The sequence below is a fragment of the Parasaccharibacter apium genome (genome assembly GCF_002917995.1).
Taxonomy (GTDB): Bacteria; Pseudomonadota; Alphaproteobacteria; order Acetobacterales; family Acetobacteraceae; genus Bombella; species Bombella apis.
In genome coordinates this window covers 128366-153076 of record NZ_LMYH01000012.1, presented here as the reverse complement: position 1 = coordinate 153076, position 24711 = coordinate 128366, and the positions used below count along the sequence as shown (strand labels likewise).

Here is a 24711-nt window from a genome sequence, read left to right as displayed (position 1 = left end):
ACATTATCTCCAGTCTAGCAGAAACCATGTCGTAACTATGAGGCCATCCAGGATGGGAGAAAAATAGATAAATAAAGTTAATTTATATTTATGATAGGTAAAATGGATCAATCTATTCTTTATTCAGGACGGGATTTTGTGGTGTATCCTGAAACTGTGCAGCAATAGCTTTATGATTGGCAATGACCTCCCCAACAAGAAAGGCAAAGAACTTTTTTGTGAAGTCAATGTCCAATCCGGCATCCTGGGCCAGAGCATGCAGGCGGGTCAGCTGCTCTTTCTCCCGGGCCGGGTCGCAGGCAGGGAGGTGGGAGGAGGCTTTTAGAGCCCCCACATCGGCTGTGCAGCGGAAACGTTCTGCCAGCATATAGATGAGGGCAGCATCGATATTGTCGATACGCTGGCGGAGAGCGGTCAGCTGACGAGTTGGATCAGGCAATGTGTCATTTTTAGAGGTCATTGAGGTCAATCCATGCGAGATGGCCGCCTTTGCCGGCGCCGAGATCCATGAAAATGGCTTTTCCTCCCAGCCGGCCAGTCCGGTGCAGTGGGCGGCCATCAAGGGACCGTCTGTCATGCCCGACATAAACGGTTATACCTTCTGGAATACGGTTGATCCAGCTCAGGCGTCGTTCTGGATACCCGTCCGGCTGGAGGCGGCTTGTCGTTTCTCCGAAGAGTGCCCGTGAAAGAGGGGCGGACATGTCGGCAAGCCCTGTCTGTGGCGGGGGGCCGGAGAGCATGGCCGTGTGGAACCCACCATGAACGAAGAGCATGTTGCCCAGCCTCTGCCATGCCGGTGCCTGAGCGACGGCTTTGAGGGAACGGTTAGCGAGGTCTTCGGCTGTGGAGGTCTGAATCTGTTTCAGGGTGGTTTCCAGCGGGAGGTCACGGCGCAGCCGCCGCCCCTCCAACGCTCGGCCCAACTTGCGGTCGTGATTGCCGAGAACGAACATGCCCCTGTGCGTCTCCAGCAGGTCCAGCATGGTTTCCAGCACGCCAGCACTGTCCGGCCCGTGATCGACGAGATCTCCCAGCTGGATGATGAAGCGTTTTGTGGCTATGGCATGGCGGAAAGCGTTGAGATCACCGTGCACGTCTCCCACAATGCGAAGACCATGCTCGCGAATGCGGGATAAAACCGATTCGTCAAGCCGTGGTTCTGAAAAGATAGGTCGATCGCTCACGGTTTTGTAAACTCAGCCTCCAGTTGCCTTAAAGGGCACTAATTGTCTGATGATAATGGGAGAAGGTCAACCATTTACCATGCGGATGCTTTCATCCAGATTGACAGAGAGCAGGCGGCTCACGCCCCGTTCCTGCATGGTGATCCCATAGAGACGGTCCATATGGGCCATGGTCAGCTGGTGATGGGTGATGACCAGAAAACGGGTGCCCGTTTCTTTGGTGATGTCACGGATGAGCGTGCAGAAGCGCTCCACATTGGCATCATCAAGGGGGGCATCAACCTCATCCAGAACGCAGATGGGAGCTGGCGTGCAGTGAAAGGCTGCAAAAATGAGCGAGAGGGCTGTGAGAGCCTGCTCTCCGCCGGAGAGAAGAGACAGGGTTGAGAGTTTCTTTCCGGGGGGCTGGGCAAATATTTCCAGCCCGGCCTCCAGCGGATCGTCGCTGCCAACCATCTGGAGATGTGCCTTGCCTCCACCAAACATGCGGGTGAAGAGCTTCTGGAAATGCTCATTGATGTCCGCAAAGACGGCCATGAGGCGCTGTCGGCCTTCCCGGTTGATCGCCCCGACCCCGCCACGCAGGCGGGCAATGGCGGTTGAGAGGTCCTGATGCTCCCGGGCGATTCGTTCGGATTCTTTCTGGGCTGTCTGGAACTCGTCTTCGGCACAGAGATTGACTGGGCCCAGATCATCACGGCGCTTCAGGGCCCGTTTCAGGGCCTGCCGCAGGGCCTGTTCAGCATCGGCTGAAACAGTGTCCGGGGTTTCGGCATTGTCTGGCAGGGGGGAATCATGGCGCAGGAGAGCCAGAGCCTCTTCTGCCTGTTCGGCCCGTTCACCAAGCCGGATGGTGTCTTCACGGTAGCGGCTGCTGCCATCCTTGTGGTGGTCCAGCAGGGCCTGCTGGTCATGCAGGGTGGCTTCGGTCTGGGCCAGGTGGCTGGTGAAGACCTTCTCTTCTTCTTCCAGCGTTCTGAGCGTTTCCATATCCTGCTGGAGCTGCTCTTCATGGCGGGCAAGGCTGCTGTCTTCCGCCTGCTCCGGGGTGGCCGTCATCAGGGCTGCGTGGCGGTCCGTCAGGTCCTTGATGAGGGTCTGGAGCTGGGCATGCCGGTCGGCCTGTTTCTGGCTGTCCGTCAGCAGATGCCCGTGTCGTTCTTTTAGCAGGGAAAGAGTCTGCGACAGGGTGTTATGGTCTGCCCGGTGCTGCTGAAGGGCATCCGTGGTGCTGGTCAGCCCGGCCTTCGTCCGGTCGAGTTCTTCTTTCAGAATGGCGATGTCCGGCAGATCGGACTGATTTTTCTGGCAGGCTGCCTCATCAGTCAGGCGTTTTTCCAGAGTGATTTTCAGGGTCTGGATCTGCTGCTGGAGGCTTTCCCGCCGGGCTTGCAGGCCAGCCAGAAGGCGGCTTCGCTCCTGAAGGGCCTGTTCCTGTCGTGTGGCCTCTTTGCGGACTGTTTCGGCCTTTTGTATGGCCTCTGCTGCGGCCTGTCGGGCATGATGGAGTGCGTCTTCTGCTGTTTTCAGAGCCGACTGAAGAGCTGGAAGGTCGATCTTTGCCTGTGTGTCCAGTACGGTCTGTTTCTGTCCGCTTAGCTCCCTGATGTCCTGCTCCAGCTGGTCGATGGTCTGTGTCCGTTCAGCGAGCTGTTTCTTCAGGGCATCGTTCCTGAACAGGGCCTGTTGTCGCTCGTTTTCAGCTTTCTGGTGTTGGGAGCGGGCCTCTTCAGAGGCCAGTCGGGCTGACTGTTCTTCATCCCGGATGGTCTGGAGTACTGCCGCAGCGTCGGAGACGGCCTTGTCTGAAACGGGAAGGGCCTTCAGCTCTGACTGTACCGCAGCAAGCTGTGACTTTGTCCGGTTCTGCTGTGCCTCATGGCCGGAGGCTTCCTGTTGGAGAAGGGAGATCTGCTCCTGCTGGAAGGCATGGCGTTCCGTAAGCCCTTCCAGCTGGTGCTTCTGCCGTGCCTGTTCGTCACGTTCGTTTTGGGCAGACTGGCGCTGTTCTGCCAGTGCCTGTGCCAGTGTTTCACACTGTGTGTGCAGTGTGTCGGCGGCAGCTTTCTGGACAGCGTGCTGCTGGTCGAGTGTCTGAATGGCGGCGGCGGTCTTCTTGAGGGCCTGTGCCTGCTGGAGGCGTACCATTTCTGCCGTGGGCGTGTTGGGCTGGCGGATGAAACCATCCCAGCGCCAGAGGCCCCCTTCTTTTGTGACGAGGGCCTGACCAGGCTGAAGATAGTGGTGGAGGGCAGGGCCGTCTTCAGTCTTTTCCAGCAGGAAAATGGCCCGGAAAGCCCGCTCAAGTGGAGCCGGTATATTGATAAGGGATGCCAGACTGGGCAGGGCCGCCAGTGCCTTGACTGCTGGTGTCTGTTTCCCAAGCGGGGGCAGAGAGCGCCATTGCCGTGGCGTATCAGTCAGGGGTTCTCCCTCAGGGGGGAGAGACGCTTCCAGCCCATCTGTCAGGGCGCTTGCAACGGCCCTGATGAGGGCGTCCGGGATTTCCAGCTGTTCCAGTACGGGATGGGGGATGGCGAGGAGACTGCCTTGCAGGGTGCTTTGCAGCCCTTCATGCTCGCTCTGGTAACGCAGCCGGTCCGTTTCGATCTGTTGCAGGGCCTGCCGTGCCTCTTTTTCCTGTTCCAGAAGAGCATTGTGCTGTTCTTCGGTCTGGGTGATGGCTTCGAGGCGGGAGTTGATCTGCTTTGCCAGCATGTTGAGACGGGTCCGTGCGCCATCGAGCTCTTCGATGCTGATCGCACGGTCAAGGGCGTCCTTCAGAGCGGCCTGCGCTGCTGTGGAGCGTGCCTGCTGGTCTGCCAGCTGTTCGGTCAGGCGTTTGACGTCCTGTTGCAGAAATTCGCGGCGCTGCTGGCATTTTTCCAGCGCAGCCTGCTCGCTGAGCCAGAGCTGCTCTGCCTGTTCACGCTTCTGTATCAGACCTTTTTCAGCAAGGGCGGTCTGTTCTGCCAGTGTCCGTGTGGTCTGACAGGCTGCCTGAAACCGCTCTTCTGCGGTCTTGTCAAGCAGGCCGTGTCTGATTTCCTGCTTCTGGGTTCGTTCCGTTTCCAGACGGGACTGCTGCCTGGTCACTGCCTGGGTCAGTTCTTTTTCACGCTGTTGCAGCTGTTCAAGCCGGGTTCTGGCTTCATGCAGATCACGCTGTGTGCGGTCGGTGAGAAGCCTCTGTTCCTGAAAATGAGCTTCGGCCTCCCGGGCGTTGCGTTCGCAGCTGCTGGCTTCCTCCATGCTGGCGGAGACCTGCTGGCGCAGCTGATCAGCAATTGCTTCCCGGGTGCAGTCCTGTTCGATGGCCTGAAGTTCGATTTCCAGATGGTTGAGGTTTTCCCTGTCATCAGCAATCTGACGTGCCAGCTCCTGCTGGCGGCTCTGGAGCCGTTCATACTGGAGTGTTCCATCCTGATAACGGGATGACAGCGCAGCATGGTCGGCCCGCTGGGTGACTTCTGTCTGTTGCAGGGCCGTGATCGTCTCTTCCAGCGCAGGGAGCTTCGTGGCGGTGGCCCGTTGCTGGTCCATGATCTGTTCCAGTGCCAGCCGGGTCTGAGCCTGCTGTTCTTCCAGCTGGCTCAGCTCTTTTTTCTGTCGGGCCAGATCATCTTCCAGCTGGGCCCGCTGTCTGGCATGGTCGGCCGAGGCCTGCTGCATGTGCTGGAGGGCAGCTTCTGCTACGCCGACATGGATGCGGTACTGCTCCAGCCGCTGGCGGAGCGTGGCCAGGGCTTCGCTTTCCTGCTGGCGTTTTTCTGCCTGTAGTTCGACATGCTTTTTGGCATCCAGAAGAGCCTGCTCATTTCTGGCCAGGGCTTCTTTGGCTTTTTCCAGAGCGGTCCGGCGGCTCTGGACGAGCTCTTCGGCTCTGGCATGTTGAAGGATGAGCAGAGACCGTTCATGCTGGCGTATATCCTCTGATGCCTGCCGGTAGCGTCGGGCCTGTTCGGACTGGGTGGAGAGGCTGCTGAGCTGCTGGTCCAGCGTTCTGCGATGCTCTTCGGCCCGTTCCAGATTGCTTTCAGCCTGACGCAGTTTCAGCTCAGCGTCCCGGCGGCGGACATGCAGGCCGGTGATCCCGGCGGCTTCCTCCAGCAGGAGGCGACGCTCTTCCGGTTTGGCAGCGATGAGCTGGCTGACACGGTTCTGGCTGATGATGGATGAGCTGCGGGCACCGGAGGACAGGTCCGCAAAGATGGTCTGTACGTCTTTGGCCCGCATGACACGATTGTTGATGCGGTAGGTGCTGCCCGCACCACGTTCTGCCTGACGGGAGACTTCCAGCTCTTCCGATTGCTGGAAGGGCGGCGGCGCAAGACCGGCAGCCGCACCAAGATGGAGGGTGACACGGGCCAGATTGCGGGCCGGGCGGCTGCCTGTCCCGGCAAAGATGAGGTCATCGCTCTCTCCACCACGTAGGGCACGGGCGGAGCTTTCCCCCATCGTCCAGCGCAGGGCCTCGACAATGTTGGATTTGCCGCAGCCATTGGGGCCGACAATGCCGGTCAGGCCCGGCAGGATGTCCAGATGGACCTCATCAGCAAAGCTTTTGAAGCCGACAATATCGAGGCGGGTCGTGATCGCCTTGTGCTGTGTCATTGAACCCCGTGTGGACTGTGGCGATGGAGGAAAGCGGAAGAGGGGATCAGGCCTTGCTGACGAGCTCGGCAAATTTCTCCACGGTCTCAGGGTCCTGAGCGAATGGTGTGCTGTTGAAGCGGAAGTAGGGTGTTCCCTTGATGTCGTAGGTCTGTCCGTCCTGCTGGGTCAGCTGATACAGTTCCTGCCCGAAGGTCATGTCCTTGCTGATCCTGTCGAATTCATCCGGGGCAATTCCGGCCAGGGCAGCCTCCTGCTTGAGGTGGGCAACGGGGTCTCCACCAGAGAAGGCCCACTGCATCTGGCGGGAGAAGAGGGAGCTGATGAAGGGTAGGTAACGTTCTTCAGGCAGGGAGCGTGCCACCATGGCAGCAATCATGGCAACCTGATCCAGTGGGAAATCGTGGAACTGATAACGGATCTTCCCGGTATCGATGAACTGTTCCTTGACCTGGGGGAAGATGTCCGTCGCAAAATGGGCGCAGTGGGTGCAGGTCAGGGAGAACCATTCCTGAACGAGCACGGGAGCCTTGGCATCACCGATGATGCGGGGAGAGAGGCGGGGGTCTTTCGGTGCGGCAGCCTGTGTCTGTGCCAGAGCGGGACTCTGGGCAAGGAGGGTGCCGGCAGTCAGCCCGGTTGCCAGCAGGGCAGAACCACTGGTCAGAAAATGACGGCGTGAAAATGGGTGGTGGGAGGTCATGACGGCTCCTTTGTTCTGGGGGGAAGGCTACGGTGCGGTATCGGTCAACGGTTCATCCTGTCATGAACGGCAAGAGAGGTGGTACCGTCAAGAGGATGGGCCGGTGGAGGGTGTCTGCCCGTCCGCCGTTTCCGGCTGCCGCCGCAGGTGGGCAGGGACACGCATCCGCAAGGTCAGGATATGCCGGGCATCGGAATCGATCACCCGGAACTCCAGCCCGCTGGGATGAACCAGCACTTCATCACGGGCCGGGACATGCTCGGCCAGATGGAAGACAAGACCACCGACAGTTTCGATTTCTGCCTCCCGTTCCTCCCGTGTCAGAACAGGGCCAAGGCGCTCTTCCAGCTCCTTGACGGGTAGCCGGGCATCAAGGTCGATCGTGCCATCGGGACGGTTGAACCATGGTGTGGTGACCGGCTCGTCATGTTCATCAGAGATGTCGCCAACAATGGTTTCGATGAGGTCTTCAATAGTCACAAGGCCATCGATGCTGCCATATTCATCAATGACAAGCGCCATGTGGGTACGGCGCTGACGCATCTGGAGCTGGAGGTCCAGCACCGGGATGCTGGGTGCGACGAGCAGAGGCTGGCGGAGAAGGGAACGCAGGTTGAAAGGTTCTTTCGTACCGATATGGGCGACAAGGTCCTTGACGTGGATCATCCCGACGATGTCATCCAGCTCATCATGGTAGACGGGCATTCGGGAGTGGTTTTCCTCCCGCATCAGCCCCAGAGCCTCATCAAAGGAGAGATCATCCGACATGGCGATGATGTCGGCCCGGGGGATCATGACGTCATCAGCGGTGATGGTACGCAGGCGCAGTACGTTCATGATGAGCGCCCGTTCCTGCCTGTCCAGCTCGGGAGAGTCAGGATTGGTCTTCCCCAGACTGGCGGCTTCCCGGACGAGGTCAGCAATATGCTGCCTTATGGTCTTTGTGCGTGCCTTGCGGTGGAAAAGTTTCATCGGGTGCGGAACGTTCCTGTTTGCGGGCGGAAGAAAAATGTGACGGTTTTTCAGGGATCAGCGGCGGGAGTGAGGGCGTGGCCTCCATGGGTCGCCGAACCCCATCCGGCAGAGAATGAAAGTTTCCAGCCCTTCCATCTGCCGGGCTTCACCGGGATGATGATGGTCATGTCCGGCCAGATGGAGCAGGCCATGAACGATCAGATGTGCCGTATGGGCCCGGAGGCTCTTGCGGGCCTGTAACGCCTCCCGGTGCATGGTCTGGTAAGCAAGGATGATGTCTCCACCCAGCATGGGAGCAGGGGGCTCGAATGTCAGGACATTCGTTGGCTTGTTCTTGCTGCGGAACTGCGCATTGAGCCGCTGGATGTGGCGGTCGTCCGTAAAGACGAATGAAGGGCCCGGCCTGCCTTGAGGGAAGACATTCCCATAGCGCTGGGTCATCTGGCAGGATTGTCGGACAAGCCGCTCCACATCTCCCAATGCAGCCCGCCAGCGTGGATCAGAAACCAGAACCTCAGCGTGGGGAGTAACGGGGCGTTTCATCATCTGTCCGGTAGGAGTGGTAGGGGTTGGCCGCTGCATCGATACCCTTCTGATCGTAGGCTTCGACGATGCGGGCGACAAGGGGGTGGCGGACAACATCGGCTGCCGTGAGCGGGCAGACAGCAATGCCTTTGACCCCTTCCAGCGTGGCCACGGCGTCCCGCAGGCCGGATGTCACACCGCGCGGCAGGTCTATCTGGCTCAGGTCGCCCGTAATGGCCATGCGGGTACCAGCCCCCATGCGGGTCAGGAACATTTTCATCTGGGCAGGGGTGGTGTTCTGGGCCTCGTCAAGAATGACATAGGCATGGGCCAGTGTCCGTCCCCGCATGAAGGCCAGTGGCGCCACTTCGATTTCTCCACTGGCCATGCGGCGTGAGACCTGGTCACCGGGCATCATGTCGTGGAGGGCATCGTAAAGGGGGCGCAGATAGGGGTCGATCTTTTCCCGCATGTCGCCGGGCAGGAACCCAAGTCTTTCTCCGGCTTCAACGGCAGGGCGGGAGAGGATGATGCGATCCACCTGTCCTGCCTGGAACATGGCAACGGCCTGTGCCACGGCCAGATAGGTCTTGCCTGTACCCGCAGGCCCAAGGCCGAAGACAAGCTCTTTGCTGGCCAGAGCCTTCATGTAGGCGCTCTGTCCGGGGGAGCGGGGAGCAATGGCTCCACGTTTTGTCTGGATATGCGGGAGATTGTCCAGTGAGGAAGCATCCATGGGTGGAGCAGTTTCTTCAGCTGTGGGGCGGCGTGGGCTGCGGCGATGGGATGGCAGGGCTGTCAGCCTGATGACGCCATCAACCTGGTCTCCATCCAGTGTCACGCCTTTGCCAGCCTGCTGGTAGAGCGCCTGGAGGACGGCCTGCGCCCGATTGACGGCATCCGTCTCTCCGGAAATGGCCACACGGTTGCCGCGGCAGACCAGTCTCGTGCCGGTTCCCTGTTCCAGCCGGATGAGGTGACGGTCATGGTCCCCGAGGACTTTCTGCAGGCGATGATTGTCCTCGAAGCGGAGTGTCGTCGTGCGGTGTCCTTCCTGACCGGAGGAAAAGGACGCTGGGGCGGAGCGGCTCAAATGGCTGTGCTTTCCTGTTCATGAAGGTGGCCACCAAGGGAATTGGTGAAGGGCGCTGTAATGCGAACCTTGACGATCTCGCCGATCAGGGAGGGGGAGCCCTCAAAATGGACAGGCTGAAGATAGGGTGATCGTCCGTTGAGTTGCCCCGGCTTGCGACCGTGGCCTGTGACGAGAACATCCTGAACCGTACCGACAAGGGAAGCATTGAATGCATCCTGCTGTTCTCGCAGAAGAGCCTGAAGGGCTGCAAGCCGTTTTTCCTTCACATTTTCAGCTACCTGGAAAGGCTGTCCAGCAGCAGGCGTGCCGGGGCGCTGGGAGTATTTGAAGCTGTAGGCACTGGCGAATCGTACATCTCGCACCAGCTGCATGGTGGCTTCAAAATCCTCATCTGTTTCGCCGGGGTGACCGACGATGAAGTCGGATGTCAGGGCTATGTCAGGACGGGCCTCTCTCAGACGTCTGATGATCTCCCGGTATTCATCAGCCGTATGGCCACGGTTCATGGCTTTCAGCACCTTGTCGGACCCGCTCTGGACTGGCAGGTGGAGGTACGGCATGAAAATGGGATTGCTCCGGTGGGCATCTATCAGTGCCTGCTCCATATCCCTGGGATGGGACGTTATGTAACGCAGACGTTTGAGCGCTGGAATCTTTTCATGCAGGAGGGCGGCCAGTTCCGGCAGGGAGGCCGTGCCGCCGTTCCAGTCGCCATGGAAGGCATTCACGTTCTGTCCCAGCAGGGTGATTTCCTTGACACCACTGGCGACGAGCCGTTCGGCTTCGGCCAGGATGGAGGCGACAGGGCGGCTTGTCTCGGCCCCGCGGGTGTAGGGGACCACGCAGAAGGAGCAGAATTTGTCACAGCCTTCCTGGATTGTGAGAAAAGCGGTCAGGTTGCCTTCATTCTGCGGGGCGGCTTCCTCCGGAAGGAGGTCGAATTTGGATTCAACGGGGAAATCCGTATCAATCACGCTGCCACCGGCACGGGCGATGCGGGCGACCATCTCCGGGAGGCGATGGTATGTCTGCGGGCCAAGCACGAGGTCCACATAGGGGGCCCGGGCCAGAAGCTCCTTGCCTTCTGCCTGTGCCACGCATCCTGCGACAGCGATGAGGGTCTCTTTCCCCTCCAGCTTGCGGGCCTCACGGATCTGGCGCAGCCGCCCCAGTTCCGAGAAGACCTTCTCGGCCGCCCGCTCACGGATATGGCAGGTATTGAGGATGATCATGTCCGCATTGTCGGGCAGGTCCACCGGGCTGTAACCCAACGGACGCAGAACATCCGCCATACGGGCGCTGTCATAGACATTCATCTGACAGCCCCATGTGATGATGTGCAGGCCCCGTGATGGGGAGGTGGAAATCTGTTCTTGCATGATGATCGCAGTCTGTCCGTGAATCAGCGGGCTATGAAAGAAAGAAGCAGGTCATGAGCGGGTGGAAGGGGTGATATCCTGCAGACGGTTCTGCCGCAGGTCTTCGCTGCCCTGTTCGATGGCGGCCCGTGCAGCATTGGAGAGGGCCTTGCGGGACGGGTAATCCTCCGGCTTGATGGGAGGGTGGAACACGACAGTGGCCCGCATGGAGCGCCACTTGCCAAGGCCCATCAGATGGGGGCCAAAATCCATGTCTCCGAACCACGAAAAGACGAAAGACCGTCTGTGCCGCCCTACGGGCAGGCCCTCCAGCTGGTCATAAGCCACCGTGACGGGCTGGATGATGCAGGAGGGGTGATCGTCAGTGGCCGGGTCACTGGGGCGGCGGACTGGTTTCGCAATGGCAAAGAGTGACGACATGAAAGGCAGCAGACCATTGCCTTTGGAGGTCGTACCCTCCGGGAAAAAGGCGATGTCATACCCTTTGCGCAGTTGGTTGATGACGTTTTCGACATCCTGTCCGGCTTCCTGCCGGTTGCGGTTGATGTAAATTGTCCGGCCAAGGAAGGTCAGATAGCCGATGACGGGCCAGTGGCGGACTTCCTGTTTGGCGATGAAGAAGGCCGGAAGAACTTTCCCCAACACCAGCACGTCCAGCCATGAGCAGTGGTTGGCCACGTAGATGACCCGTCGTCCATCAGCCCGTGGCGTGAGGGACCCCGCCCGCTCTCCGATCGTGCGGACTTTCAGGTTGAGGATGCGGCAGGCCACGCTCCAGAAAAAGAGAGGGAACCGGCGGAACATTTTGCCGGGCATGAGCAGGCACGACCCCTGCCCGACGCACCCGGCAGCAGCCCAGGCCAGCAGGGCACCAGCCCGCAGGCGGGCCCGCAGACGGTCCGTGAATGTATCCTGCAAGGCACGGTTCTGCTCGGTAAAAAGACGGTCCGGGTCGAAAACCGGCCGATGGCTCTTTCGTTTTTTTGTTGGGTGAGGCTCTGCAACAGACATAGTCGTCTAGATAGGCATTTTATGGAAGAGAGACAATCTTTATCAGCAGGATAGGGCGATCTTCCTGTCGTGACAGTGAAGAATGCTTCATATGACAGAACAGAAACTTTTTTAGAACAGAACTGTCTGTCATAAGGGGCCGGAACAGCCAGTGTTCTGGAATATATGCCGGAACTGGTTGAATCAGCGGGAAAAATGACGAGTCATCATTTGGCAGGCAGGATGGGGAAACGGTCGGAGCGTATTGCAACGCTACTGTTGTGTGTGGTGGTGCTGGGGTGGGAGACCATGCCGGTATGGGGTGAGGACAGTATGCCTGTCGTGCACGAACTGGTGCGGCACGCCCTGCCTTACACGACAAAGATTGAACCGGTTGATGACAAGGCCGTCACGGATGGCATGGCGGCAGCGTCCCAGCTGGTCAGTCTTCAGGCTACACGCAGTGTTGGTCCATATGCTCTCGCTGGCCGGATAAGGGCTGATTATGAGCGGGTGCAGGGGGCGTTGCAGTCGCGTGGTTATTATGGCGGGCATGTGAGGATCAGTGTGGAGGCCGGAGGAGGCAGGACCGTGGATGGCCGTGCGCCGGATCTGGCTGGTTTTCTGGCGTCCGTGCAGCCGGGAGAGGCGGTCACGATCCATCTGGGAGCTGTATTGGGAGAGCAGTTCACGGTTGGGCGGATCATCATTGTCGGGGAAGATGGTGATGGCCAGGGGGCGGCTGGCAAGGCTGCGGATGGGAAACAGGAAAAGGCGGACCAGCCTTCCGTACGGCAGGTTCTTTCTCTCTCGGAGGGGGAGCGCAGCAGCCTGGGGCTGAAGGAGGGAGCCCCTGCTGTTGCAGAGGATGTGCTGGCCATACAGGGCCGCCTGCTGACATATCTTCAGGAAGAAGGCTACGGGCTTTCCGACGTGCAGGCGCCTCAGGCCATCCTGCATCCGGAGCGGAAGCAGATCGATGTGCAGATCAGGATGAAGCGGGGCCCCAAACTGGTCATTGGCCCCATGACGCTGAAGGGGCTGGAGCGTGTGAAGCCGGATTATGTCCGACGCCGCATGTTGCTCAGGGAGGGGCAGCTGTATCAACCGTCCGTGCTGGAGCAGGCACGTCTCGATCTGGGGAGTACGGGGCTGTTTGCTTCGGTCATACAGAAGAATGGGGACAAGGTATTGCCCCTACCCAGTCAGAAACCTGCCCCCGGTGGGAAAAAGTCGGCTGGGAAGAAAATGGCGGAACAGCCTCTGCCTCCTGGAGTGGAGGGGGCGCTGCCAATCGATTTTGATTTCAGCGAAGGCAAACGACACCGTCTGACAGGTGATGTCGGTTATTCGACCGATCTTGGCGGGCGTGCCGGCGTTTCATGGCTGCACAGGAACCTGCTGGGCCGTGGTGAGCAGCTGCGTGTTGCTGCCATGGCCACGGGGCTGGGTGGAACAGCCCAGCAGGGCCTTGGCTATGACGGGTATGTGGATTTCATGAAGCCGGATTTCCTTCAGCGCAGCCAGTCGCTTGACCTCCGGATCGAAGCCATACGTCAGCTTCTTTATTCCTACCGGCAGACGGCTTTTCTGGTTCAGGGGCGTGTGGAACGCCCCTTGTGGAAGGATTTTTCCGGCAGTGTAGGCATGACGCTGGAGCAGGAACATATCCGCCAGTTTGGCAGGAAGGCGGAGTATTTCATTGCTTCTGTTCCCATCAAGCTGGATTATGACGGGACGCATCGCTCAAGCCCCATTGAACCGGCGACGCATGGTTTCCGTGTTTCGCTGGGTGTGACGCCATCTGTTTCCCTGGAGCACAAGACCTCGTTCTTCATTCCCATGAACATGCAGGCTTCCACCTATTTCGATCTGGCCCGTCTGGGGCTGACCAGGCCCGGCTCCAGCGTCATTGCCATGCGTGTCATGATAGGGTCGATCCAGGGGGCTTCCACCTGGAATCTTCCGCCGGATCAGCGTCTGTATGCGGGAGGGCCGGGGTCCATCCGTGGTTTCCGCTATCAGGGGGTCGGGCCTCAGTATGGAACGACCAAATATGCCATAGGCGGGACGAGCATGGATGCCGGGACAGTGGAGTTCCGGCAGCGTCTGCCAAAGAATTTCGGTCTGGCGGCCTTTGTGGATGCAGGCCAGGTCAGTGGCAAGTCCATGCCTGGTCATGGGAGACTGCGTGTCGGTTGTGGCGGGGGTGTCCGGTACTTCACGCCGATCGGCCCTGTTCGTGTGGATGTGGCCATGCCGATCAACCGGCCGAACCGTGGTGACAAGTGGGAACTCTATCTGGGCCTTGGGGAGACTTTCTGATGCTGGCGCTGGGACGCAGGATTCTCCGTTACGCCGTCGTCTTTCTGGGATGTGTGTGCCTGCTGGTGGCCGTGCTGCTGGTGGGTATCAATCTGCCACCGGCAAAACGGTTCGTGGAGCAGAAATTGCCAGAGTGGTCAGGCGGCATGGTTCAGGTCGAGGGGATGGAAGGGATTCTGCCCTGGCATCTGGCGCTGTCTCATGTGGTTCTGCGGGACCCGCAGGGCATATGGCTGGAAGGGCGGAATGCGGACCTCCGGCTCGGCCTGTTGTCCCTGCTGCACAAGCAGGTCCATGTGCGGCACCTCTCTGCGGAGCAGCTGGCCTATGTCCGCAATCCTGCTTTCCCACCGGCCCCGAAGGCGCAGGAAAAACCTTCAACTGGTCTGCCAGACTGGGGGGTGCGGGTCGATCATCTGGGCCTTTCCCTGCTGACAGTCGGGCCGACTGTGTTCGGGCAGGCGGCCAGTCTGAAGATTGAAGGCAAGGCCCGGCTGGAAAGCCTCAGTGCGCTGGCCCGTATGCCTTCATTCAAGAAAATGCCGGCCCTACGGCTCTGGGTGAAGGCAGAGCGTCTCGACAGGCCGGCCCATCTTCTGGTTGATCTGCAAACCTGGCGGCACAGGACACATGGCCAGCTGCATTATGATGAAGATGCTCAGGGATTTGCAGCCTCGCCGGGCGGGCTGGCCGTGTTTGATCCTCTTTCGGTTGATCTCTCCCTGCATGGGCCTTACAGGGCACTGGCCGTAAAGCTGGATGTCCGGGCTGCTACCCAGCAGGACAGCCCCCTGACGGCCCTGCTGAAAGGTCGTCTCGACCTTGTCCATCTGAAGAATGACCTGACACTGGATGTCCATGCGCCGTCCATGACGGTTCTGCCCGGTATGGGGTGGGAGAAGCTTGATCTGGCTGCCGCTCTGGATGGCGCCATGCTGGACCCTCATGGCACTATCCGGCTTGATGGCGTGAATCTGATGGCAGCAGGGGCCGGGGCAGGGCATCTGCATCTCCAGCTTGATGGGCAGGGAGGTGGCCTGCAGGCCCTTCTGGCACGGGATGCCATGACGTTCAGGAAGGTCATCAGAGGGCAGAACAGGGAAAGCAGGCTTTCCCTGTCCGCACGTTTTGATGGTGTCCGGGTACCTGGAAAAGCCCCGGCCATGCTGGCGGAGGCTCCGCTGGTTCTTGCAGCAACAGTGCAGCCCTATCGGGTGGACAGGCCCTATGAGGTGCATCTGGAACATGATGCGGTACGGCTGAATGTTACGGGAACGATGACTTCGGTTCTGGACGGACACATGCAGCTGGATGTGGGTCGGTTGCCGGAACTTGCTGCTCTGCTCGGCCAGAAGATGGCCGGATCGTTCCATGCTGGTGGGGCCTTCAGCGTTCCTCTGGGGGCACCGGGCAACATGACGGCCCGTCTGGAGGGGCATTTTGGCCTGAAGGAAGGCCCGGCACAGGCAGTGGCCCTGGTCGGAGATCAGGGAGCCTTGCGTCTTCAGGCGAAGCGGGACAGGGCGGGTCTGCTCCAGCTGGACCAGCTCTTTCTGGGAGGGAAAGCGTTCCGGCTGGAAGGGAAAGGCCAGCTGGACCCACAGCAGGTAGTGTCTGCCTCGCTCAGGTTGGCCCTGTCTGATCTGTCCGCATTGCATGAGGCCCTGCGAGGGCAGGCCACGCTGGAGACCAGAGTGGAAGGATCGGTGACGGACCTTGCCACACAGGCCCATCTGGCAGGAATGCTGGGGGTTGTGCATCCTGGTGTTTCCCTGCCCGTGGCGCCGGTGGATATCCATCTGGACCTGGCCCATCTTCCCTCCCGGCCGCAGGGGACAGTGCAGATGCAGGGCACGCTGGACCGTGCGCCCCTGAAGCTGCACATGACGTTTGCCCGCAAGGATGATGGCGAGGTCGTGGCCGACCTTGATACTCTGGCGTGGAAGGATCTTCAGGGGCGGGCCGCCCTGGCTCTGCCGACCGGGCAGCGCATCCCGTGGGGTGATGTGGAGTTGAGGATCGCCCGGCTGGATGGTTTCAGCCGTCTTCTGGGGCGGCCAATGGCCGGGCATCTCCAGCTGGGTCTGCATACGGTACCGGGGGTGGAGAAAGGGCTTGCGGGAGCTCCAGCGCCTGACCGCCTGACTCTGGCGCTGGATGGCCAGTTTCATACGAATGGCTATGCCGTGAAAATGGCGAGCCTGAAGGGTGAGCTTCAGCATCTTCAGGAAGACCCGGTGGCGGACATGTCTTTCCAGCTTTCTGGTCTGCAGGTCAATGACATGACGGGTAGCCTGAAGATGCGGGTGAAAGGACCACAGACAGCCTTGGGGATTCAGGCTGATGGTCTTTTTGAGCATGTCATGCAAGCTCCGGCCCGTTTTGGGCTTCTGGCGCAGGCTGACATTCCGGGGCAGGCCGTGAAGCTGGGCAGATTGTCTGCTGTTCTGAAAGGTGAAACCCTTCGTCTCCTGCGGCCGGTGACTGTGCATTACGGGCCAGCCATGGCGGTTGACCACCTGACTCTTGAAGTCCAGCCTCCTCATGGTGTTGCCGCACGGGTAATGCTGAATGGTAGTCTCAAGCCAGAGATGGCTCTTGAAGCCAGCCTGGAGCATGTCACACCTGCCCTGGCAGAGCCATTTGTTCCGTCTCTTCATGCCGCAGGTGAATTCGCTGCTTCAGCGAGATTGAAGGGCAGTCTGGCAGCTCCAGCGGGCCGGATTACGCTGGATGGGACAGACCTGCGCCTGATGAGTGAGCCGACGGCGTCCTTCCCGGCGGGACGACTGCATGTTCAGGCTGATCTGAATGGGAAACAGGCCCAGCTGCGGACGGAGCTGCGTGCCGGTGAGCCGATGGCCCTGCTGGTGACAGGCCGTGTGCCGCTGTCGCCAGCAGGGGATATGGACCTTGCTGCAAAAGGGCGGCTGGTCCTGTCGGTTGCCAATGCGTTTCTGGGGACAGATGGCATGGCGGCCGGTGGGCAGATGAGCCTCGACCTTGGCATCAGAGGTCCCATGAAGCAGCCCAGCATCGATGGGAGTGTGCAGCTGCATGGCGGTTCGTTCGACCATTATGCTCAGGGGGTGCATCTTCAGGCCATTGATGCCGTGCTCATGGCTCATGGGGATACGCTGGTTCTGGATCATGTCACGGCCCGGGCGGGGCGGGGAACATTGGGGATGAAAGGGCAGGTGGGTGTCCTGCGGCCTGGTCTGCCGGTTGACCTGGAGTTCCTCATGGAGAAGGCCCAGCCGATACAGAGTGACATGTTGACGGAGCTTATCAACAGTCATCTGCATATTCATGGTCAGGCTACGACCAGGCTTGATGTCGAGGGTGACATCACGGTGCCGGAGGCTTCGATCACCCTGCCTGATTCCATGCCGGCTTCGGTGCCGCAACTGGAGATCATCACACCGGAAGAGGCCAGGGAGGCTCCCCGACCGGAGCCGAAACTGGTCGTGGGGCTGAATATTGATTTCATCTCTCCTGGCAGACTGTTCGTCAGGGGGCATGGCCTGTTTGCCGAGATGCAGGGCAAGCTGCACATAGGTGGTGTGAGTACGGCACCCCTGCTGACAGGCGGGATCAATCTGAAGAGGGGCAATTTCAACCTGGCGGGGATCAATCTCAATTTCACACATGGGCAGGTTGGCTTTACTGGCGGTGGTGCGGCCCACCGGCTTGATCCGACAATCGATTTCAGAGCGGACCGCAACGCCAATGGGACTCTGGCAAGCCTGCTCGTGCGTGGTTATGCGAGTGATCCGAAGATTGATTTTGTCTCCAATCCGAGCCGTCCGCGTGATGAGGTCCTCTCCATCCTGCTTTTCGGGACGGACAGAAACTCTCTTTCTTCAACTCAGCTGGCATCTCTGGGGTTGGCGATCGTGCAGATTGGTGGTGGCTCTGCTTTTGACCCGATGGGCAAGGTCCGCAGTACGCTGGGGCTGGACCATCTGGCCATTGGTGGGGGCAACAGCGTGGGCAAGGGGGCTGCCAGTGTGGAGGCAGGCAAATATGTGATGAAGGGTGTCTATGTCGGTGCCAAGGAAGGTCTGTCCGGCAAGGGGGCGCAGGCGCAGGTCAAGGTTGATCTGACAAAACGGTTGCAGCTGAACACGACAGTCGGCACTGGTGGACAGGTGACAGGCTTTACAACTCCGGAGAATGATCCGGGCTCCAGCGTCGGGCTCTCCTATGGGATAGATTATTAGAGCCTGCTCCTGTAGAGAAAAGAGGCAGAGGCTTCAGTCTGCCACACGTTTTTACAGGGGAAGGACCTGCCATGCGTTTCTCATTACGGTCTGTTTTTACGGCCATTGCTCTTTCCTGCTCGGTTCCGGCAGTGGCGTCTGCACAGGTCGTGACGGATGCATCCCAGATCCAGCCGGGATATTACAGGGTCGAGCCCCAGCATACGCAGGTCAGCTTTACCGTGCTGCATTTCGGTTTTTCCGTGTTTGAAGGGCTTTTCTCCGGGGCTTCTGGTGTGCTTCGGCTGGATCCCCGCCAGCCGGAAGCCTCCAGCCTTTCCGTTTCCGTGCCGGTGTCTTCTGTCCTGACGACAAACAGCAAACTGATGGAGGAGCTGAAAGGGAGCGAATGGCTGGCGGCGGGCCAGTTTCCCAAGGCTGAGTTTGTTTCTGTCAGTGTCAAACAGACGGGACCGAATGACGCCCTAGTATCGGGCAACCTGACACTGCACGGCATCACGCATCCTGAGACGCTGCGTGTTCATTTCCTTGGGGCGGGCGTCAATATGCTCGACAAGAAATATACGGTCGGTTTTGATGCGACAGCGACCATCAGACGCAGCGATTTTGGCGTCAGGATGTTCATTCCGTATGTCAGCGATGAAGTTGAGTTGAGGATCGCTGCCGCTTTTGAACGGCAGGACGTGGCCGTTCCAGCAGGATCGGATGACAGGTGAAAGGCAGACGGCCCCGGCGGAACATCTGCGCCGGAGCCGTCTCTGGTCTTATGATGACCAGTTGTGTTCAAAATCTCCATAAAGGGTCAGGCCACCATCGACATAGAGTGTCTGGCCCGTGATGTAGCTGCTTTCCTCAGAGGCAAGGAAGCCCATGGCCGTAGCGATTTCGTCGCTGTTGCCGGGACGTTTCATAGGGATGTGGCTGGCAACTGCTTCATACTGCTTGGGATCGTTCACCCAGGCATCGTTGATCGGCGTAACGATGGCGCCGGGTGCGACGATGTTGAACCGTATTCCACGGGAGGCATATTCCAGAGCCAGGGTACGGACGATGTTGCCCACGGCACCTTTGGAAGCTGAATAGCCCAGATAATGAGGCTTGGGGATCAGCTGGTGGACGGAGGAGTTAACAACGGTTCGCCCCTTCACGCCGGTTTTCAGCCAATAGCGCAGGGCCGCACGGCAACAGAGCATGACGCCTGTCACGTTCACGGCCATGACACCTTCAAAATCGGCCAGTTTCACGTCTTCGGAGGGAGAGGGAATCTGATAGCCTGCATTGCAGATGAGGATATCAAGGCCCCCCATGCCTTCAATGCTCTTTTGGAAAACACTTTCGACAGCTTCTTCACTGGAGATGTCACCGGCAGCGATGACATGCTCGCCGCCAGCCACTTTTGGGAGGGTTTCCAGAACGGTCCGCAGCTTGTCTTCCTTGCGTCCGTTAATGGCTACCTGTGCCCCGTGTCTGGCGAAATACTGCGCAGCAGCCTCACCGATTCCCTGGGAGGCGCCGGTAATCAGGACCTTCTGCCCTGCAAAACGCTTTGATGAAGTTGTGGACATAACCTCTAACCTTTCCCGTCAGGGTTCTGGAGGAAGCACCCCTCCCGGAGAGACAGGTCTGAGGGAGGGGATGAGGGATCAGGCGTTCTTCATGGTCTGGGTCAGATCTTCAAGAACCTTGGCCGGATCCTTGTTCTCAAGTACAGCCAGCTCGGCGACGAAACGTTCCTGAGCGGCTTCGAAAAGTTTACGTTCGGAAAAGCTGCCGTCAAGGCTGTCCACATTGCGGCGCAGGTCACGCAGAACCTCCGCAATCTGGACAAGATCACCGGAGTTGATCTTTTCCTGGTAGGCTACGGCGCGGCGAGCCCACATGCCACGGCTGACATGCGGCTTGCCCTTGATGACGGACATGGCCTTGTCCACGATCTCGCGCGTGGCGATCTTGCGCAGGCCGGATTTGCGGGCCTTGGCAAGCGGGATACGCAGTGTCATCTGGTTGCCGGGGAAAGAAATCTGGATCATTTCGATCTTCGTGTCGGCGATCTCTTCTTCGCCGATACGGTCAACCCGGCCTACGCCGTGGGCGGCGTAAACGATGGCATCACCCTCGCGGAAAGGATTCTTTTCCTGCTCTGGGTCTTTCTGACGGGCAGTGTGCTCGGCGGCGGCGCGGGCCATCTCGTCAGTAACACCACCCTTCTGGGACATTCTGAAGCTGTTGTTCATGGCGGGGAGGATAGCAGAAAAACGGGAATATGTCTTGCAGAACCTGAAACTGGTCTTCCATGGGTGTCTGTCATGGCATCTGCCCGAAGCGGGGCTGTGGCAATGGATGATATTCCATGCCCAGTGGCTGGAGCAGGTCCCGCTCGATCGTGCGGCTCATTGTCAGCATGGGCAGGGAATGGGGGCTGATCTTGAAAGGCTCCTGAAGGTTCTGCCCGCTTCGGTCCAGCATCTGGAAGAGCACGCCAATGATGCTGGAGCCCAGCGGGGTGATCCAGCCCAGGGTCTGCACGGCGGACAGGGGCAGCAGGATGCAGAAGAGATGCGTGATGACTTTTGGCAGAAGTGAATACTGCACGGGCAGGGGCGTGTTGCGGATGCGTTCCAGTCCGCCCTGGGCATTGGCGAGGTCGGAGAGGATACGGTCCACCGTACCATGTACGGCTCCGTCTATGTGCCGTTCCTCAACCAGGGTACGGACCTTCTGGCCGATTCTGTAAAGCAGGGCATTGGCCGGATTTGTGCAGGAGAAGACAAATCGGTAGGTGTCCGCATCCAGCAGGCCCTGGATGGCGCTGTCCGGCTCGTTGCCGCTCAGTGAGGATTTCAGGATATAGGGATAGGCTGCCATGGCCCGGGCCAGGCTGGGCTGCCCTCCGAGCAGGGACTCCAGTTCTCGCCCGAAAGAGCGGCAGTTGTTGGTGATGGCGCCCCACAGGGTGCGGGCTTCCCACCAGCGGGCATAGGCGGCGTTGTTGCGGATTCCCAGAAAAATGGCCAGGGCTGACCCCATGAGAGAAAAGGGAAGGGCGGGCTGTTCCATCCATTCCTGATGGAATATCTGGAACAGGATGACCACCACGCAGTCCCATCCTGTGAGGATGACCAGAGGGGGGAGTATCTCCCGGAAGAGTATGGAAAGTCCGTAGCGGCGTTTGATGATCAAGGTGGCAGATTCCTCACATGGCGAGTGGTGAATATGTCAGGGCTTGAAGCCCGTTCATTCTGTGGCACAATTCGGGCCGCAGAAACAGCGACAGACAGAATTAATAAGGGGTAATGAAAATGGACGTTCGCGCCGCAATCGCTCTTGAAGCAGGCAAACCGCTGGTTGTTGATACCGTCCAGCTGGAAGGTCCCCGGGATGGGGAAGTGCTGGTGGAGATCATGGCCACGGGGCTGTGTCATACGGATAAATACACGCTTTCCGGCAAGGATCCTGAAGGTCTGTTTCCGTCCATTCTGGGGCATGAGGGAGCCGGGATTGTCCGTGAGGTCGGTGCCGGGGTGAAGCACCTCAAGCCTGGTGATCATGTCATTCCCCTTTACACCCCGGAATGTCGTGAGTGTCCGTCATGCCTTTCCCGCAAGACCAACCTGTGCACGTCCATCCGCAGTACGCAGGGCAGAGGCCTGATGCCGGATGGCACGACACGGTTCTCTTACAGGGGAAAGCCGGTCCACCATTATATGGGCTGTTCCACATTCGCCAATTTCACGGTCATGCCGGAAATTGCTCTGGCAAAGATCCGTTCTGATGCTCCGTTCGACAAGGTCTGCTACATCGGCTGCGGCGTGACGACCGGCATTGGTGCCGTGCTGTTCACGGCCAAGGTCGAGGCCGGCTCCACCGTGGCGGTGTTCGGTCTGGGCGGAATCGGCCTGAATGTCATTCAGGGAGCCAAAATGGTCGGGGCAAACCGCATCATCGGCGTCGACATCAACCCCGAGCGTGAGGCCATTGCCCGTAAATTCGGCATGACGGATTTCGTCAATCCCAAGGATCTGGGAGAGAATGGTGATCTTGTTGGTCATCTCATCGAACTGACGGGGGGCGGCGCCGACTATACGTTCGAGTGTGTGGGTAATGTCAGCCTGATGCGTCAGGCGCTGGAAAGTGCCCATCGCGGCTGGGGTGTGTCCTGCGTGATTGGCGTGGCCGGTGCAGGGCAGGAAATCAGCACGCGGCCTTTCCAGCTCGTGACAGGTCGCCGCTGGATCGGCTCTGCCTTCGGGGGGGCCCGTGGCCGGACTGACGTTCCGAAGATCGTGGACTGGTACATGGAAGGGCGCATCAACATTGATGATCTCATCACCCATGAGATGAAACTGGATGACATCAACCAGGGCTTCGAGATGATGGAGCGTGGCGAAGGCATCCGCAACATTGTGAATTACGGGCTATGATGGGCAGGAATCCATTCACACTGATTGAGCGTCATCCCTGCTGTGGAGGGGAGGTACACTTCCTCTCCCACCAGTCGCAGGAACTTGGGTTACCGGCCCGTGTCAGCATTTTCCTTCCGGCAAAGGCGCTTGCTGGTGATCGTGTGCCTGCCATTCATGTTCTGGCGGGCCTGACCTGCACGCAGGAGACGTTCCTCATCAAGAGCAACGCCATCCGTCATGCGGCGGACCATGGCCTTGCCCTGGTGGCGCCGGATACATCCCCACGGGGTGCAGACGTGGCCGGGGAAGATGATGCCTATGATCTGGGCACGGGTGCCGGCTATTATGTCGATGCCACGACAGACCCATGGGCGGCCCATTATCGCATGGGCTCCTATGTGCGCCGGGAGCTGCCTGCTCTGGTGGAAGAGCATTTTCCCATCATGGCCGGACGCCGTGGAATCATGGGTCATTCCATGGGAGGCATGGGGGCTCTGGCTGTGGCGCTTGGTGATGCTGGAGCGTGGCAGACTGTGTCAGCTTTTGCTCCCATTTCTTCACCCTCGCAGGTGGATTGGGGGCATAAGGTGACGGATGCCTATTTTGGCGGGCACGAGGCCGAGTGGGCGCAGTACGATCCTTGCCTTCTTCTGGAGGCCGGCATGACCCATCCGGGCACGCTGCTGGTCGATCAGGGACTGGATGACGAATTCCTGTCCCGTTTGCAGCCGGAGCGGCTGGAACAGGCGGCAAAGGCGGCTGGGCAGTCCCTGACACTGCGGCGGCATGAGGGGTATGACCATTCTTACTGGTTCGTGCAGAGTTTCATACAGGACCATCTCAAACATCATGCCGAAGGCCTGCTCTGATCATTCATGATTATGGCATGGCTGAAGCCCTTTCCACCTTCGGGTCGGAAAGGGCTTTTCTGTATCAGGATGATTTTTTCGTGCTGTAAAGTTCTTCAGGAGCAATGGCCGGGCTGGTCAGCTCTACACAGCCGACAGGGGTGAGGGACTGATAAAAGCAGCTGCGGCGACCCGTATGGCAGGCAACGCCTTTCTGCTGGACGGTCAGGAGCAGACAGTCCGCATCACAGTCCAGAGCGGCGGCAAGAAGGTGCTGTTCCTGCCCGGAGCTTTCTCCTTTGCGCCAGAGTGTGTTCCGGCTGCGGGAATAGTAGCAGACCCGCCCTGTTGCCAATGTTTCGGCCAGGGCCTCCCGGTTCATCCAGGCCAGCATGAGAACTTCGCCGTTTTCATCCTGTGCGATGGCGCTGATGAGGCCCCGGCTGTTGAAATGAACTTCATCCAGCAGGGTTGTCAGGGTAGGATCGGTGATAGGCTGCCAAGGCATGTCAGGAGTCCTTTTCTTGGGTCTGTTCCGTATCTCTGGGGAGCCAGTCAGGCCAGTCCAGCGTGATGGGGTGGTCGTCCAGCTGTAGCCCGCTGGTGTTCCAGGCCCGACGGTGCAGCAGGGCAAGCCCGTGCTGACCGGCATGTGACCTGAGCTCACCGACCTCCTGTCCGTCCAGTGTCACAGCGCCCTCATTGGGTAGGGGCTGGCCATCGGTAGACCGTACCGGCAGCAGCCGTTTCTTGATGAGCCCCCGATAATGGGTCCGAGCGGTGACCTCCTGCCCCAGGTAGCAGCCTTTGGTCCATGATACGCCATGGAGGTGGTCCATGTTGGCCTCCAGCACCAGTGTCTGGCCGGGGACGATATCCTCATCTCCCGGAATACCGGTTTGAAGGCGCCGGGCAAGCAGGGCGTCGGCTTCTCTCTGCTGGACGGCTTCATCATTGGCGGGAGAGCCTGGAATGATGGCCCGCCAGCCCAGTGCTGGATGCCGGGGGTCTGCAGCATGGATGAGTGCCCCGTCCGGCCGTGGGGTTTCCGGCGCTCCTGTCAGGATGGTGGCGTCCATCCGTTCCATGTGTACGTCTGCTCTCAGTCTGAAGCGACGCAGGGTTTTCAGGAGGGAGTCCGTTTCAGTCTCCGGGAGGTCGAGAAGGAGAGCCTCTTCAGTTTTCCATAGGAAGAAGAGCGTCTGTATGCGTCCCTGAGCATTGAGCATGGCGGCCCATGCGGTCCCGTTTTGTGAAAGGGACTGTACATCATTGGTTATGAGGCCGTTCAGAAAGCTGGTCCGTTCATTTCCTGTGAGTGAAATGACAGAACGGCGTGAAAGATGGTTGCGCTTCATCAGTGTCCGCATGATAGTGGTGGCAAAAGAAAAGGGACCTTCGCCCTATTCCAGCATGGCATAAAAGGTATCATTTCGGGATACC

General features: G+C 59.3%; 19 protein-coding genes. 5 read left to right on the top strand and 14 right to left on the bottom strand.

Annotated elements, in window-relative coordinates; genetic code table 11:
• Positions 1–112 precede the first annotated feature (112 nt).
• The 9 genes from ASO19_RS05365 to ASO19_RS05325 form a co-directional block, all read right to left on the bottom strand.
• Entirely contained in the window at positions 113–460 is a 348-nt protein-coding gene (locus ASO19_RS05365; protein ID WP_043560032.1) for a chorismate mutase, read from the bottom strand.
• Positions 450–1106, bottom strand: a complete 657-nt coding sequence (locus ASO19_RS05360; RefSeq protein WP_081563190.1) for a metallophosphoesterase — start codon at positions 1104–1106, stop codon at positions 450–452. Before ASO19_RS05360 ends, ASO19_RS05365 begins: the two co-directional genes overlap by 11 nt.
• A gap of 147 nt (positions 1107–1253) precedes the next feature.
• Complete coding sequence (locus tag ASO19_RS05355) at positions 1254–5801, bottom strand: coiled-coil domain-containing protein (protein ID WP_103765561.1); 4548 nt, start codon at positions 5799–5801, stop codon at positions 1254–1256.
• A 46-nt stretch (positions 5802–5847) separates the two neighbouring features.
• Positions 5848–6504: a thioredoxin domain-containing protein gene (locus ASO19_RS05350; protein WP_043560036.1), complete on the bottom strand. Its 657-nt coding sequence runs from the start codon at positions 6502–6504 to the stop codon at positions 5848–5850.
• An 87-nt stretch (positions 6505–6591) separates the two neighbouring features.
• Positions 6592–7476, bottom strand: a complete 885-nt coding sequence (locus tag ASO19_RS05345; protein WP_081563187.1) for a hemolysin family protein — start codon at positions 7474–7476, stop codon at positions 6592–6594.
• 57 nt (positions 7477–7533) lie between these two features.
• On the bottom strand, positions 7534–8025 hold the full coding sequence (gene ybeY, locus ASO19_RS05340) for an rRNA maturation RNase YbeY (protein ID WP_258036058.1): 492 nt from the start codon (positions 8023–8025) through the stop codon (positions 7534–7536).
• On the bottom strand, positions 7994–9097 hold the full coding sequence (locus ASO19_RS05335; RefSeq protein WP_103765559.1) for a PhoH family protein: 1104 nt from the start codon (positions 9095–9097) through the stop codon (positions 7994–7996). Before ASO19_RS05335 ends, ybeY begins: the two co-directional genes overlap by 32 nt.
• On the bottom strand, positions 9094–10479 hold the full coding sequence (gene miaB, locus ASO19_RS05330; protein WP_081563185.1) for a tRNA (N6-isopentenyl adenosine(37)-C2)-methylthiotransferase MiaB: 1386 nt from the start codon (positions 10477–10479) through the stop codon (positions 9094–9096). Before miaB ends, ASO19_RS05335 begins: the two co-directional genes overlap by 4 nt.
• A gap of 51 nt (positions 10480–10530) precedes the next feature.
• Entirely contained in the window at positions 10531–11490 is a 960-nt protein-coding gene (locus ASO19_RS05325; protein WP_103765558.1) for a lysophospholipid acyltransferase family protein, read from the bottom strand.
• Positions 11491–11685: 195 nt separating this feature from the next.
• Here ASO19_RS05325 and ASO19_RS05320 point away from each other — a divergent pair, with 195 nt between their 5' ends.
• From ASO19_RS05320 to ASO19_RS05310, 3 genes are all read left to right on the top strand, one after another.
• Positions 11686–13794, top strand: a complete 2109-nt coding sequence (locus ASO19_RS05320) for an autotransporter assembly complex protein TamA (protein WP_258036057.1) — start codon at positions 11686–11688, stop codon at positions 13792–13794.
• Positions 13794–18017 carry a translocation/assembly module TamB domain-containing protein gene (locus ASO19_RS05315; protein WP_103765557.1) on the top strand — a complete coding sequence of 1408 codons (4224 nt, stop codon included), beginning with the start codon at positions 13794–13796 and terminating at the stop codon, positions 18015–18017. The genes ASO19_RS05320 and ASO19_RS05315 overlap by 1 nt, the downstream gene beginning before the upstream one ends.
• Before the next feature lie 71 nt (positions 18018–18088).
• Positions 18089–18733: a YceI family protein gene (locus tag ASO19_RS05310; RefSeq protein WP_043560048.1), complete on the top strand. Its 645-nt coding sequence runs from the start codon at positions 18089–18091 to the stop codon at positions 18731–18733.
• 48 nt (positions 18734–18781) lie between these two features.
• Here the strand turns inward: ASO19_RS05310 and ASO19_RS05305 are convergent, their stop codons facing one another.
• From ASO19_RS05305 to ASO19_RS05295, 3 genes are all read right to left on the bottom strand, one after another.
• The gene (locus tag ASO19_RS05305) at positions 18782–19582 is read right to left on the bottom strand and encodes an SDR family NAD(P)-dependent oxidoreductase (RefSeq protein WP_081563181.1); all 801 of its coding nucleotides are present in this window, start codon (positions 19580–19582) and stop codon (positions 18782–18784) included.
• A 78-nt stretch (positions 19583–19660) separates the two neighbouring features.
• Positions 19661–20233 carry a CarD family transcriptional regulator gene (locus ASO19_RS05300; protein WP_227431438.1) on the bottom strand — a complete coding sequence of 191 codons (573 nt, stop codon included), beginning with the start codon at positions 20231–20233 and terminating at the stop codon, positions 19661–19663.
• Between the two features lie 88 nt (positions 20234–20321).
• Positions 20322–21197 carry a bestrophin family protein gene (locus ASO19_RS05295; RefSeq protein WP_103765556.1) on the bottom strand — a complete coding sequence of 292 codons (876 nt, stop codon included), beginning with the start codon at positions 21195–21197 and terminating at the stop codon, positions 20322–20324.
• Positions 21198–21316: 119 nt separating this feature from the next.
• Here ASO19_RS05295 and ASO19_RS05290 point away from each other — a divergent pair, with 119 nt between their 5' ends.
• Together ASO19_RS05290 and fghA are read left to right on the top strand one after the other, a co-directional pair.
• Positions 21317–22438 carry an S-(hydroxymethyl)glutathione dehydrogenase/class III alcohol dehydrogenase gene (locus ASO19_RS05290; RefSeq protein WP_103765555.1) on the top strand — a complete coding sequence of 374 codons (1122 nt, stop codon included), beginning with the start codon at positions 21317–21319 and terminating at the stop codon, positions 22436–22438.
• A complete protein-coding gene (gene fghA / locus ASO19_RS05285; protein ID WP_373364567.1) occupies positions 22438–23289 on the top strand; it encodes an S-formylglutathione hydrolase in 852 nt (283 codons plus the stop codon). Before ASO19_RS05290 ends, fghA begins: the two co-directional genes overlap by 1 nt.
• 64 nt (positions 23290–23353) lie before the next feature.
• Here the strand turns inward: fghA and hisI are convergent, their stop codons facing one another.
• Together hisI and ygfZ are read right to left on the bottom strand one after the other, a co-directional pair.
• A complete protein-coding gene (gene hisI, locus ASO19_RS05280) occupies positions 23354–23776 on the bottom strand; it encodes a phosphoribosyl-AMP cyclohydrolase (RefSeq protein WP_103765554.1) in 423 nt (140 codons plus the stop codon).
• 1 nt (position 23777) lies between these two features.
• Positions 23778–24626: a CAF17-like 4Fe-4S cluster assembly/insertion protein YgfZ gene (gene ygfZ, locus ASO19_RS05275; protein WP_181005204.1), complete on the bottom strand. Its 849-nt coding sequence runs from the start codon at positions 24624–24626 to the stop codon at positions 23778–23780.
• Positions 24627–24711 lie beyond the last annotated feature (85 nt).

What these genes read in the sequence shown, in the direction of transcription:
- ASO19_RS05365 (WP_043560032.1), bottom strand. Translation starts at nt 460, where the DNA reads ATGACCTCTAAAAATGACACATTGCCTGATCCAACTCGTCAGCTGACC.
- ASO19_RS05355 (WP_103765561.1), bottom strand. Translation starts at nt 5,801, where the DNA reads ATGACACAGCACAAGGCGATCACGACCCGCCTCGATATTGTCGGCTTC.
- ASO19_RS05350 (WP_043560036.1), bottom strand. Translation starts at nt 6,504, where the DNA reads ATGACCTCCCACCACCCATTTTCACGCCGTCATTTTCTGACCAGTGGT.
- ASO19_RS05345 (WP_081563187.1), bottom strand. Translation starts at nt 7,476, where the DNA reads ATGAAACTTTTCCACCGCAAGGCACGCACAAAGACCATAAGGCAGCAT.
- ybeY (WP_258036058.1), bottom strand. Translation starts at nt 8,025, where the DNA reads ATGATGAAACGCCCCGTTACTCCCCACGCTGAGGTTCTGGTTTCTGAT.
- miaB (WP_081563185.1), bottom strand. Translation starts at nt 10,479, where the DNA reads ATGCAAGAACAGATTTCCACCTCCCCATCACGGGGCCTGCACATCATC.
- ASO19_RS05325 (WP_103765558.1), bottom strand. Translation starts at nt 11,490, where the DNA reads ATGTCTGTTGCAGAGCCTCACCCAACAAAAAAACGAAAGAGCCATCGG.
- ASO19_RS05320 (WP_258036057.1), top strand. Translation starts at nt 11,686, where the DNA reads ATGACGAGTCATCATTTGGCAGGCAGGATGGGGAAACGGTCGGAGCGT.
- ASO19_RS05315 (WP_103765557.1), top strand. Translation starts at nt 13,794, where the DNA reads ATGCTGGCGCTGGGACGCAGGATTCTCCGTTACGCCGTCGTCTTTCTG.
- ASO19_RS05310 (WP_043560048.1), top strand. Translation starts at nt 18,089, where the DNA reads ATGCGTTTCTCATTACGGTCTGTTTTTACGGCCATTGCTCTTTCCTGC.
- ASO19_RS05305 (WP_081563181.1), bottom strand. Translation starts at nt 19,582, where the DNA reads ATGTCCACAACTTCATCAAAGCGTTTTGCAGGGCAGAAGGTCCTGATT.
- ASO19_RS05300 (WP_227431438.1), bottom strand. Translation starts at nt 20,233, where the DNA reads ATGTCCCAGAAGGGTGGTGTTACTGACGAGATGGCCCGCGCCGCCGCC.
- ASO19_RS05290 (WP_103765555.1), top strand. Translation starts at nt 21,317, where the DNA reads ATGGACGTTCGCGCCGCAATCGCTCTTGAAGCAGGCAAACCGCTGGTT.
- fghA (WP_373364567.1), top strand. Translation starts at nt 22,438, where the DNA reads ATGGGCAGGAATCCATTCACACTGATTGAGCGTCATCCCTGCTGTGGA.
- hisI (WP_103765554.1), bottom strand. Translation starts at nt 23,776, where the DNA reads ATGCCTTGGCAGCCTATCACCGATCCTACCCTGACAACCCTGCTGGAT.
- ygfZ (WP_181005204.1), bottom strand. Translation starts at nt 24,626, where the DNA reads ATGAAGCGCAACCATCTTTCACGCCGTTCTGTCATTTCACTCACAGGA.